Origin of the sequence: Halogeometricum sp. S1BR25-6, from assembly GCF_031624495.1 — an archaeon.
GTDB lineage: Archaea > Halobacteriota > Halobacteria > Halobacteriales > Haloferacaceae > Halogeometricum > Halogeometricum salsisoli.
Genome location: NZ_JAMQOP010000001.1, coordinates 139,053 through 150,845 on the forward strand (window position 1 = coordinate 139,053; position 11,793 = coordinate 150,845).

Here is an 11,793-nt window from a genome sequence, read left to right on the forward strand (position 1 = left end):
CTCTCCACTTCGCTGCCGCTTCTCGCACCGGTCTCTCTTCCACCTCACCGGCGGTCTCACCCGCTCGTCCCGAATCACCCGTTCGGCCCGAGTTTGTCCCGAAATTCGCTCCCGCCCGCCCCGAACCCCTTCGTTTCCGGTCGAACTCCCCGCTCGCCGGTCTCCATTGAGTCTCCGACCGGGCCGGTACCGGTCCTATCCGCCGGTTGGTGAACGGCTACACGGAGTTCGTCCGACTCTCCGACGTGTCCTCGTCGCTCCAGCGTCGCGCCCACGATGCGCTCATGCGCTTTCCCGCGCTGTTGGCCCGACTCGGCCTCGTCGACCGCGAGAAGGGGTCGCGGGCGTTCGACCTCGCGGTGCCTGTGATGGTCACCGGCGGGATGCGGACGCTGCTCAGAATCGCCGACTTCCTGATGGTGAGCATCGCCTTGGGCGAGTCCGCCGTCGCGGGCCTCGAACTCGGATTCCAGTACTACTTCATCCCGTTCGGCCTCGCTCTCGCGCTGACCAGCGGCACCATCAGCGTCGTCTCGCGGTTCGTCGGCGCGGAGGACTACGACGCGGCCGACTTCGCCGTCAAGCAGTCGCTGTGGCTGGCCCTGCTCGTCTCGCTCCCCATCACCGCCGCCGGGTGGACGTACGCGAGGCCGCTGGTCGACCTGCTGACGAACGACCCGGCCGCGATACGACTCGGGAGCGCGTACCTCCGCATCGTCATGCTCTCGGTCGCCTTCCGCTTCTGGAGCATGATCGCCGCCCGCGCCCTCGCCGGCGTCGGCGACACGCGGACGCCGATGTACGTCCGCGTCCTCACCGTGCCGACGAACGTCGTGCTCAACGCCGTCCTCATCTTCGGGCTACTCGGCGCGCCGCGTCTCGGCGTCGAAGGGGCCGCCTGGGGGACCGTCGCCGCCAACGGCCTGAGCGCGGTCATCTTCTTCGCGCTTCTCGTCTCCGGGCGACGCGAAATCGCGCTCCGTCTGGGTGGCAAACAGTGGGACTGGGGCATCGCGGCCGAAATCGTTCGCGTCGGGCTTCCGCTCGCGGGAACTCGCCTCTCGCGGACGTTCGGGCGCTTCCCGTTCCTGTTCGTCCTCGGCGTCCTCGGCACCGACGTGGTCGCGGCGTACGCCATCGGTCGCCGCGTGATGCTCTTGGCGCTCATGCCCGCGTGGGGGTACTCCACCGCCGCCTCGACGCTCGTCGGACAGGCCGTCGGCGGCGGTGACGAGGCCGAGGCGACGGCGTTCGGCTGGCAGACGCTCCGCATCGCCTTGGTGACGCAACTGCTCGTCGCGGCCGTGCTGTTCGCCGGGGCCGAGTGGCTGGCGCAGTTGTTCCGCGCGGGCGACGTGGCCCTCACCGCGACGTTCGTGCGCGTGTTCGGTCTCGGGGTCGCCGGGTTCAGCGTCTCGCGGACGATGCGTGGCGCCCTCCGCGGCGCGGGCGACACGCGCTGGCCGTTCTACGGCGCGCTCCTCGGTACGTACGTCGTCCGCCTCCCTATCGCCGCGGCGGCCCTCCCGGTCGGGTTCGGCCTCACGCTGCTCGGAGTCACGTTCGCCCCCGGTCTCGGCTGGGGGCTGCCGGCCGTCTACGCGGCCATCGTCGCGGACATGTACGCCCGCGGCGTCGTCAACGCCGCGCGCTACCACAGCGGGAAGTGGCTCCGAGTCGCGCGGGAGTCGAACGTCGGGTCGGCGTCGGACTGACCGCCGCCGAACCCCCTCTCGCTCTCCTCGTCCTCGCCTCTCCGTCCTCTCTCCTCCGCTCGCCGGTACCGAACGAGACCACGTTAGCCGATATTGAAGCCTTTAAGCGCCAGCGCTCTCAGCGTGACACCATGAGCCAAGCGACGAAGATCGTCATCGGTACAGTCGGCATCTCCGGGGTTCTCGCCATCGCGCTTCTCGCTATCCTCGCGTTCGGATAGCGGAGACGGCCATCGAGCACGCCGAGCGTGTCGAGCGCGCCCGCCGGACGCGGCCGAGCGCACTCCTGAAGGGTTCGGGGCTCGAACGAGGACCATGTTCGAATCTCGCGACCTCGCCGAGGACGTGGCCGCCGTCCGCGACGAACACGCTCCGGACTCGCTCGTCCTCTCGGCCGACGCCGACTTCGAGACGATTCCGCCGGCCGCCGCGGAGGACCTCGGCCTCGTCACCGACTCGCTCGACCCGAAATCCTACCCCGCCGAGTGGCTCCCGGACGACGCGCCGGCGCTGCTCGTCCGCTACGCCGGCCGCGATTTCACCATCGGGATGCCCGGCGACGGCACCGTCGTCTGGACGCGGCAGACCGTCCCGCCGGCCGTCATCGCAAAAAAGCGCGCCGAGGGGACGCCGACCGACTTCCTCGATTTCCTGTTCGCGGAGGCGTTCGTCCAACTGGGCACCGACGCGCCCGAGCACTTCCTCCCCTTCTTCGGCGAGCACTACCGCGAACTCGACACCGCCGTCCCCCTCCCCCCGAACGACGTCTATCAGATCGCCGCGGCGCTGTACGAGGCGTGGCTGGGTCTTCAGACCCGGGACGCCTTCGCCTCCTGGGAGGAGCGACACCCCCGACTGCACGACGCGTGGGTCGACGCCGGCGAGCGGTTGACCGGCCGCCTCGACACCCTCCCCCGCGCCGTCGCTCGCGGGGGCACCTCCTTCGCGGAGGCGACCGAGTACGCCTGCTCGGCCGTCAAGCACGGCCTCGACCTGCCCGCGCCGTTCGCCGCCCTCGACACCGCGGCGTACGTCGAGTACGGTCCGAGCTACGGCGTCCGCTGGGCGACGAAAACGTTCGAGCGGCTGGACGAGGGGGACGGAGAGACCGTCGAGGAGTGACGCGCCGCCTCGTCACGGCCGCTCTCGTCACAGTCGCTCCCGTCGCGACCGTTCCCCGCGCTCGCCGCGTCCGCCTCAGAACTCGCAGCTGACGCCGCCGTCGACGTCGAGTTCGACGACGCCCTCGAACAGGTCGCGGAAGCGCTCGATGGTCTCCTCGTCGTGCACCTCGTTCGAGAGGTGGAACAGGCCCACGGCGTCGTGTTCGTCCAGCAGGTCGAGCAGTCGCTCCGTGGCCTCGAAGGCGCCGTCGACGTCGGCGTAGTACGCCATCTCCGTCACGGAGTCGACGCTGACGCGGAGTTTCCCCTCGTGGGATTCGAGGAAGTTCCGCGTCTGTTCGACGATGCCGTCCAGGTCGTCGGGCGAGGAGACGTAGTGGACGTTCTCGGAACTCCGTCGGGAGTAGCCGCGTTCGACCGAGAGCGTGTCGAGAATGACCGCGCGGGACTCATCGACGTCGTAGTGTTCGAGCTTCTGCTCTACCTCGCGGGCCGTCGTCCGGGTGGAGACGACGAGGAAGTGGTCGGTGTCGGTTTTCAGGAAGCCGGTGTCGATACGGTCCGTCTCGCCGATGCTCGGATGCAGGAGAAGAATGCCTGTGCCACCCGGAATCGTCTCCGGGGCGTTCTCGATGGCGAGGGTGTAATCCATGTCCGAAACTCCGACCGAGCGACCTTAAGACTGCGGGTCAGTCTCCCTCCCATCCGTCGATTCCCGGACGGAGAAGCCGTCCGGAGAACCGCCGTGAATCCTCGCGCCGCCCGACGCGCGCCGCCTCAAAAAACGGTGTCGGCCGTCGCGGCGCCGATGACGCTGAACACCGCGCCGATGCTCGTCGCCTTCAGCGTCGTCACCAACATCTCCCGCTGGAACCCGAGAAACGTGGTCCCGTCGCTGGCGGCCATGTCACTGAGGAACGTCCCCGGCGCGTCGAACGCCAGGGCGAGGATGAACACCGAGAGGTAGGAGACGAGGATGAGCGAGACGAACCGGACGGGAATCCCGAGGACGTCCTTCTCTCTGTCGGGGTCCCTGTCGTCGGCTTTGTACAACGCGCCGTAGCCCACGGTGAGGACGATGACGGCGGTGAGCACTCCCTGCACGGCCGACATGCTCCGCGCGAGACTCCACACCTCTTCGGTGACGACGAACGGCCCCGCGAGCAGGAACCCCCCGACGACCTGTTGGGCCGTGTCCGCGAGCGCGAACCGACGGCGTACTCCGACCATACTCGGATGCTGGCGATGCCCCCGTATAAGCGACCCGACCTTTTCTTCCGCCCCGCGGCCCGAAATCCGACAGATTTAGTCGTCGGACGTCGACGCCGTGGTATGAGCGTCAGAGACGAGTTCGACGAGTGGGCCGCGGACGGGCGCGACAAGGGGATGGAGGACCGCCACTGGCACACTGCCAAGCACGTCCTCGCGCGGATGCCCGTCGAACCCGGCGACGTGGTGTTGGACCTCGGATGCGGGAGCGGGTACGCCGGCCGCGCCCTCCGCGAGACGAAAGGGGCGGGCCGCGTGTACGGCCTCGACGGCGCGCCCGAGATGGCGCGCAACGCCCGGTCGTACACCGTCGACGACGGGGACGGAAACGGAGGCGGGGACCGAACGGACGAGGCGGACGCCGAACTCGGCGACGTCGGCTTCCTCGTCGGCGACTTCGACGAACTCCCGTTCGCGGACGACAGCGTCGACCACGTGTTCTCGATGGAGGCGTTCTACTACGCCGCCGACCCGCACCACACCCTCGAAGAGATAGCCCGCATCCTCGCGCCCGGCGGGACGTTCTTCTGCGCGGTGAACTACTACGAGGAGAACGAGGCGTCTCACAAGTGGCAGGACCGAATCTCCGTCGAGATGACGCGGTGGTCCGGTCCGGAGTACCGCGAGGCGTTCCGGAAGGCCGGTCTGCACGTCGCAGAACAGGACAACGTCCCGGACCGGGACATCGAGATTCCTCCCGCGGAGGCGTTCCCGACCGACGACTGGGAGACGCGCGAGGCGATGGTCGAACGCTACCGCACGCTCGGAACGCTCCTGACCGTCGGCGTCGCGCCGTAGCGGTTCGGAACGCCGCTACAGTTGTCTTCTCCGCCGCTCAGTCGTCCGATTCCGACGCCGACCCGTCCGATTTGGACTCCGGTACCGACGCCAGGTCCTCGACGGCGGGGCCGTCGACGACGCCGCCCTCGTAGTCGAACCGGGAGCCGTGACATGGGCAGTCCCACGTCCGGTCGCCGTCGTTCCACTCGACCAGACAGCCCATATGGGGGCAGACGGCCGAGACGGCGTGCACGTCGCCGTCGTCGTCGCGGTAGACGCCGCGGACGTCGCTCCCGTCGCGGAGCACCGTCGCCTCGTCGACGTCGAGGTTTCGCACCTCGTCGGCGCGCGGTTTCGTCACCCAGTCGCCGACGAACGCCTTCGCCACCTCGGCGTTCTCCTTCGCGAAGTCGCCCGCCGCGGAGGGGGTGAATCGGCTCGGGTCGAACACGTCGGCGTAGGGGTTCGGTTCGCCCCGAATCAGGTCGGCGATGATTCGCCCCGCGGCGGTGCCGTTCGTCATGCCCCATCCGTCGAACCCGGTGGCGACGTAGACGCCGTCGGAGACGGGACCCATCTCGCCGACGTACGGCAGGTCGTCGATGGGGGTGAAATCCTGCGTCGACCAGCGACACTCCACCGACTCCACGTCGAAGTGCTCGCGGGCCTGTTGTTCGAGTCGTTCGTAGCGCTCGCGGACGCTCCCGTCCTTTCCCGTCTGGTGGTTCTGTCCGCCGACGAGCACGATGGGTTCGTCGTCGGCGCTGGCGCCCGCCGACCGAATCGACAGATAGGGTTCGGACTCGCGGTAGAAGTGTGCCTCCGTCGGCGGGTCGGCGACGCGGACACCGACGACGAGGGAGTGTTTCGGCGTCTGCCGGGCGAAGTAGCCCCCGCGGTCGAAGACGGGGAAGTGGCTGGCGACGACCACGTCGTCGGCGACGACGTTCCCGCGTTCGGTCCGCACGCGGTGCGGCGCGCCCGTATCGAGGTCCGTCGCCCGCGTCCGCTCGAAGACGACGCCGCCGGCATCGTCGACCGCTTCGGTGAGGGCGAACAGGTACGCCCGCGGGTCGAACTGCGCCTGGTCGTCGACTCGGACGGCGCCGACGGCGTCCTCGGAGACGGCCACGTCCTCGACCAACGACGCCGACAGACCCGCCCGCTGAGCGGCCTCGAACTCCGACTCGACCGTCTCGCGCTTCGAGTCGTCCTCGACGTACGTGTACGCGGGGAGGCGCCGGAACCCGACGTCCGCGTCGGCGGCCTCGCACCGTCGTTCGACGTAGTCGATGGCCGCCTCGTTCGCCGCGGCGTACCCGCGGGCCGTCTCCGCGCCGAACTCCTCGGCGAGACCCGCGTACCGGAAGCCGTGCAGGGAGGTCACCTTGGCGGACGATCGGGCGGTGACGCCCTCGCCGACGCGGTCGCGTTCGACGACGGCGACGTCGCGGCCGGCCTCCGCGAGTTCCAGCGCCGTCGTGAGACCGGCGATGCCGGCGCCGACGACGGCGACGTCCGTGCGCACGTCGGTTTCGAGGGGGTCGCGCGGCGGCCCGGACGCCGTGCGAAACCAGTAGGCGTCCCGTTCGGCGGTCGATTCGTCCCGCTCGGTGGGTCGGTTGTCGGAAGACATGGGGTGGACCCCGCCCGCGGCGAGGCAGGTCAGGTAGCGGCCCGGCGGGAAAACGTCTACTGGCCGTCTCCCTGCCAACCCCTCTTCCCCCACGGACCCCGCGAACCCCTCCGTTTCCGGTGGAGATGCTAGCGACTCTCACCGAACGACCGGCGGTGGAGGACTGGACGGAAAAGTAGGAAGACGGCCGACGCCGCTCAGAACCCGCCTCGGCCGCCGGTCCGTCCGCCGAAGCGCTCGATGACGACGAAGCTGAGGCCGGTGACGACGAGGAGGACGCACCCCATCGCCGTCGCCGGTCCGAGTCGTCGCCCGAGGTAGCGCTGGACGGCGACGGGCATCGTGTAGCTGTTCGACCCCTCCGCGAGGATGACCGTCGAGTCGAACTCGCCGATGCTGATGGCGAAGGCGAACGCCGCGCCGGCGACGACGCCCGCGGCGACGAGCGGTAACTCGATATCGAGGAGCGCCCGGACGCGACTCGCGCCGAGCGTCCGCGCGGACTCGACGAGTCGGGGGTCGAGGCCGCCGAGCAGGGGGGCGACGGTCCGCGTCACGAACGGGTACGCGCCGACGGCGTGCGCGGCGACGACGGCCAGCGCGCCGGTCACCTGCACGCGGGTTCCGAAGACGACGGTGCCGAAGACGAGGCCGCGGAGCATCCCCAACCCCACGACGATGCCCGAGACGGTCAGCGGCGCCATCAAGAGCGCGTCGAGCACCTTCCGCCCCCGGAAGTCGCGCGTCGTCAGCACGCTCGTCACGACGCCCATCGGCAGTGCGAGCGCGAGCGTCCCGAGGCCGAAGACGAGCGAGTTGCGCACCGCCGTGAGGGGTCTGACCTGATAGCTCGTCCCGGTCCGCTGGCGTTCGAGCAAGAAGAGATAGTGGTCGAGCGTGAACTCGCCTTGCGGACCGGTGACGCTTTCGAGGAGCATCGACGCGACGGGGGCGACGAACACGAGGGCGACGACGGCGCCGTAGCCGGCCACCGCGAGTCGCGTCGCGGCGGCGCGCCGCGTCCACGATGCGGGCCATAGGGGGCGGCGGCGCTGCGGGCGCGCTCCCCGACCGCTCGACGACATCCGCGCCTCGTACCGGAGGTAGGCGTACGTCAGGCCGAGCGAGAGAGCCGTCTCAACCACCGCCAGCGACGCCGCCTCCGCGAACGCGAGGTTCTGGACGCGCGAGTAGATGAACACCTCGACGGTGGCCAGTTGCACCCCGCCCAGAGCGAGGACGATGGGGAACGAGGCGAACGTGAAGATGAAGGTGAGCGTCGCGCCGACGGCTATCGCCGGGAGGAGTTGCGGCAGCACCACGTCGCGGAAGGCGCGCCGGGGCGACGCGCCGAGCGTCCGCGCCGTCTCCACCGCCGAGGCGTCGACGCTCTCCCACGCCGCCGTCGTCACCCGCGTCACCAGCGGCGCGTTGTAGAAGGCGTGCGCGACGACGATGGCGGGCAGCGAGTACAACAGCGTCACCTCGGTCAGTCCGAGCGCCTCCAGCAGTCGGTTCAGCGTCCCCGTCCGGCCGAACGTGGCGACGAAGCCGATGGCGACCATGATGGAGGGCATGACGAACGGGAGGATGGTCAGCGAGCGGAGCGTCTCTCTCCCCCGGAAGTCGAACCGCGAGAGCACCCACGCGCCGGGGAGGCCGAGGGCGACGGAGGCGGCGGTGGAGAGGAGCGCCTGGTAGGCCGTGAACCGGAATATCTGTCGATAAAAGGGGTCGGTGAGTACGTCGACGAGTGGACCGAGCGTCCACTCGCCTCCCACGTAAACGGCGTCGACGAAGACGGTGCCGACGGGGTAGTAGAAGAGCAGACCGAGGACAAGCGCCGTCACCGCGGCGACGACGGTCAGCGCGCGGCGTTCGCCCCACCGTCGGAGGGCGGCGACGGCGCGGCGCACGCTAATTCCCGACGAACTGCCGTTCCCACGCGCTGGTCCACTCACTGAGGTTGTCTCGGAGCGTATCGTAGTTGAACGTGACCGCCTCCGGCGGTTCCTGCGCGTATTGCGCGAACGACTCGGGTAACTCGGCCGTCGTCGTCGCGGGGTACTGGACGTTGCGGACGGCTATCTCCGCCTGCACCTCGGGTCTGAGTACGAAGTCCATGAACGTCCGCGCGAGTTCGGGTCGGTCGGTGCCCTCGAACATCGCCATCCCCTCGGGGTTGGCGTAGCCCTGCCCGTTCGGGAAGCGCAACTGGTGCTTCGCTAAATTCTCCCCCTCCTCGTTGGCGTACACCTGGTCGGTGGAGTAGGAGACGACCATCGGCGCCTCGCCGTTCGAATAGGCGGTGTAGGAGGCGGTCCAGTCCTCGAGGACGCGCACGCCGTTCTCTTGGAGGTTCCCCCAGTAGTCGAGGTAGCCGTCCTCGCCCTTTGCTTTGATCGTATGGAGGAGGAACGCCTTGCCCGTGGCGCTTGAGACGGGGTTCTGCGTCAGCAGGTCGCCCGCGTACTGGTCGCGCAGGAGGCCGTCGAACGTCTCCGGCGCGGTGAACCCGCCGTCGCCGAACGTCTCGTCGTAGACGATACAGATGTACCCCGTGTCGTACGGGACGGCGCGGCCCCGCGGGTCGAACTCCAGTGACTCTTTGACCGTGTCGCGCCGGTCGAGGCCGTCGACGGGCGCGAACAGGCCCGAGTCGAGGTTCTCGTCGATGCGGATGAGCATGTTCACGTCGAGGCCGACGTAGAGGTCCGCCGGGATATCGACGTTCCGCAGGGCGCGTTCGATGTAGTAGTTCACCTCGCTGTCGGGCGTCTCGTAGCGGAGCGTCGCGTCGAACTCCGACTCGAACGCCTGTTTCAGCCACGGTCCGGGACTCGTGCTCGGCGCGTCGACGAACGCGCCGTACGTGCCGACGACCAACTCCGGCATCTCCCCGTTCGCGGTACCCGTCGTCGTCCCCTGCGATTGGGTTCCGGTTTCGCTACCTGTCCCCGTCCCGTCACCTTCCGTCGCCGTTCCGTCGCCGCCGGCGCATCCGGCGAGCGCCGCGACGCCGCCCGCACCCGCCGTAGCGAGGAAGCTTCGTCGGTCCATTACCGGGTAGTTTCACCTGGTCATACTTAACGCGTGCCATCCCGGGTCGAACCGGGCGCGTTCTCGCCCCGTCTCCGTTCTCGCTCGGACCGTTCCGTCGCCTCCGTGCGCCTGAATCTCAGGGAGGAACGACTTTGTGCGTTCCCCTCCACCTCCAGTCGTGACTCTCGAACGTCGGCACGTGTTCGGCGGGCTGTTCATCCTCGCGGGCGTCGCCGCCGCGTTCCTCCTCCGCTCGGTGCTCGGGACGGTGTTCTTCTCCGTCACCGTCGCGTACGTCCTCTGGCCTCTCCGACAGGCGCTGGTCCGCCGCGGCCGGTCGCTCCGCGTCGCCAGCGGACTCGCCACGGCCGCCGCGTTCCTCGCGGCGTCGCTCGTGTTCCTTCCTCTCGTCGTCGTCGTCTACCTCCGGTACGACTCGCTCGTCGCACTCGTCCGTCGTCTCCCCGACGAAGTCGTCGTCGAACTGTTCGGCATGGTCTACCGCCTCACGCTCGAAGAACTGGTTCCGGTGGTTCTCGGCTTCTTCCGGACGCTGGCGGGCCTTCTGGCGGTCGCGACGCCCGTTCTCTTCGTCAAGGTGACGCTGTTCGTCTTCGTCGTCTACTCGCTGCTCGTCCACGGCGAGGACGCCCGCCGCGCCGTCCTCGCACTCGTTCCCACCTCCTATCAGGGCGTCGCCCGCGCGATGAACCGCCGCGTGCGCGAGACGCTGTTCGCCATCTATGTCCTGCAGGCGGCGACGGCCGCCGGGACCTTCGCCCTCGCGCTCCCGGTGTTTCTCCTCCTCGGGTACGAACCGTTCGTCACGCTCTCAACCGTCGCCGCCATCCTCCAGTTCATCCCCATTCTCGGCCCCAGTTTCCTCCTCGCCGGACTGGCGGCGTACCACCTCCTCATCGGGGAGGTGACGCAGGCGATTCTCGTCGTCGTCGTCGGCGGCGCGGTGATCGCGTGGCTCCCGGACGTGCTCATCCGCCCGCGCTTGGCCCGCAAGACGGCCGACATCCCGGGCAGCCTCTACTTCGTCGGCTTCTTCGGCGGCGCGCTGACGCTCGGCGCCGTCGGCATCGTCGCCGGCCCCCTCGCGGTCGGACTGTTCGTGGAGACGGCATCGCTGCTGTCGACGGAACTCCACCCGGAGTCGGTCGAGGGCGCCGAGTAGCCGCGGTTCGCGCGTTCGGCGTCGGTTAGTTGGCTTCCGTCTCCGTCTCCGTCGGGCCGCCCCGCGCCTCCCACTCGGTGAGGCTCCCCTCGTAGAACGCCACGTTTTCGTAACCCAGAGACCGCAGGACGACGTACGTGTGGCTGATGCGCCGCGCCGTGTTGCAGTAGAGGACGACGCGCTTGTCGGGGCCGATTCCGACCTCCCCCAAAACGGACTCCAGTTCCTCGGGGGATTTCAGTCCGCGCGTCTCGTCGTCGACGAGTTCGCGCCAGTCGAGGTTCACCGCGCCGGGGAGGTGGCTCTCCTCGTACTCCCAGTCCTCGCGGGTGTCGACGACGACGGTGCCGTCCTCGTCCAGACTCTCCAGAACGGCCTCGTAGCCGACCAGCGGCGAACGCTCGGGGTCGCGCACCTCGTAGTCCGTCTCCGGCGGTTCCTCGACTTCCGTCGTCGTCTCGCGCTCTCTGTTCCACGCGCTGTAGTCGCCGTCGAGCAGGTGGAGGCGGTCCGTCGGGTGGCCGTACAACTCCGCGGTGACCAGAAACCGCGCGGCGAACACGCCGTGCGTGTCGTCGTAGGCGACGAGGTGGTCGTCGGGTCCGACGCCCGCCGCCGACAGCAGCGACTCCCACGCCTCCTCGCCGGGGAGCATCCCCTCTTCGCCTTCGGAGGACCGGAACTCGTCGAACGGGACGCTCACCGCGCCGGGAAGGTGACCGATGCCGTCGAACTCCCAGGCGTCGCGCACGTCCACGAGGCGAACCCCGTCCTCGTCTCCGTTCTCACTCGCTCCGTCGCTTGCGTCCTCCGCGCCGTCCGTACCGGCCGTGCTGTCCGCCCCGTCCGCGCTCCCGTCGCCCTCCGCCCCGAGTCGCGCGGCGACCCAGTCGGGGGAGACGACGATGTGCTCGTACATACGTCTGCGTTGCCGCGGCGGCGCCTTCAAGCCGTCCGGTCGGGGTGTCGTTCGCCGGGCGTCAGAGAATACGGACGGTATTGCCGATACTCACTGAAGCCACCGGCCACGTTTCTCTTCCGCGG

Annotated in this window: 11 protein-coding genes; 5 read left to right on the forward strand and 6 right to left on the reverse strand. The window is 69.2% G+C overall.

Annotated elements, in window-relative coordinates:
• Positions 1–245 precede the first annotated feature (245 nt).
• The 3 genes from NDI76_RS00675 (at position 246) to NDI76_RS00680 (ending at position 2,837) form a co-directional block, all read left to right on the forward strand.
• Entirely contained in the window at positions 246–1,715 is a 1,470-nt protein-coding gene (locus NDI76_RS00675; protein ID WP_310922041.1) for an MATE family efflux transporter, read from the forward strand.
• 131 nt (positions 1,716–1,846) lie between these two features.
• A complete protein-coding gene (locus NDI76_RS22540; protein ID WP_152421644.1) occupies positions 1,847–1,936 on the forward strand; it encodes an adenosine deaminase in 90 nt (29 codons plus the stop codon).
• Between the two features lie 94 nt (positions 1,937–2,030).
• Positions 2,031–2,837, forward strand: coding sequence for a DUF7089 family protein (locus NDI76_RS00680; protein WP_310922042.1), 807 nt, complete (start codon positions 2,031–2,033; stop codon positions 2,835–2,837).
• Positions 2,838–2,912: 75 nt separating this feature from the next.
• On the opposite strand, the gene NDI76_RS00685 is transcribed toward NDI76_RS00680, so the two are convergent.
• Both NDI76_RS00685 and NDI76_RS00690 read right to left on the reverse strand, forming a co-directional pair.
• The gene (locus tag NDI76_RS00685) at positions 2,913–3,491 is read right to left on the reverse strand and encodes a DUF7090 family protein (protein ID WP_310922044.1); all 579 of its coding nucleotides are present in this window, start codon (positions 3,489–3,491) and stop codon (positions 2,913–2,915) included.
• 125 nt (positions 3,492–3,616) lie between these two features.
• Positions 3,617–4,069 carry a DUF2391 family protein gene (locus tag NDI76_RS00690; protein WP_310922045.1) on the reverse strand — a complete coding sequence of 151 codons (453 nt, stop codon included), beginning with the start codon at positions 4,067–4,069 and terminating at the stop codon, positions 3,617–3,619.
• A 102-nt stretch (positions 4,070–4,171) separates the two neighbouring features.
• Here NDI76_RS00690 and NDI76_RS00695 point away from each other — a divergent pair, with 102 nt between their 5' ends.
• Entirely contained in the window at positions 4,172–4,906 is a 735-nt protein-coding gene (locus NDI76_RS00695) for a class I SAM-dependent methyltransferase (protein WP_310922046.1), read from the forward strand.
• Positions 4,907–4,943: 37 nt separating this feature from the next.
• Here NDI76_RS00695 and NDI76_RS00700 read toward each other — a convergent pair whose 3' ends face one another.
• The 3 genes from NDI76_RS00700 to NDI76_RS00710 form a co-directional block, all read right to left on the reverse strand.
• Positions 4,944–6,524, reverse strand: a complete 1,581-nt coding sequence (locus NDI76_RS00700; RefSeq protein WP_310922047.1) for an FAD-dependent oxidoreductase — start codon at positions 6,522–6,524, stop codon at positions 4,944–4,946.
• A gap of 197 nt (positions 6,525–6,721) precedes the next feature.
• Entirely contained in the window at positions 6,722–8,485 is a 1,764-nt protein-coding gene (locus NDI76_RS00705; protein ID WP_425498305.1) for an ABC transporter permease, read from the reverse strand.
• On the reverse strand, positions 8,442–9,584 hold the full coding sequence (locus NDI76_RS00710; protein ID WP_310922048.1) for a thiamine ABC transporter substrate-binding protein: 1,143 nt from the start codon (positions 9,582–9,584) through the stop codon (positions 8,442–8,444). Before NDI76_RS00710 ends, NDI76_RS00705 begins: the two co-directional genes overlap by 44 nt.
• A gap of 160 nt (positions 9,585–9,744) precedes the next feature.
• Here NDI76_RS00710 and NDI76_RS00715 point away from each other — a divergent pair, with 160 nt between their 5' ends.
• The gene (locus NDI76_RS00715) at positions 9,745–10,749 is read left to right on the forward strand and encodes an AI-2E family transporter (protein WP_310922049.1); all 1,005 of its coding nucleotides are present in this window, start codon (positions 9,745–9,747) and stop codon (positions 10,747–10,749) included.
• A gap of 25 nt (positions 10,750–10,774) precedes the next feature.
• On the opposite strand, the gene NDI76_RS00720 is transcribed toward NDI76_RS00715, so the two are convergent.
• Positions 10,775–11,668: a sulfurtransferase gene (locus NDI76_RS00720; protein ID WP_310922050.1), complete on the reverse strand. Its 894-nt coding sequence runs from the start codon at positions 11,666–11,668 to the stop codon at positions 10,775–10,777.
• Between the last annotated feature and the right edge of the window lie 125 nt (positions 11,669–11,793).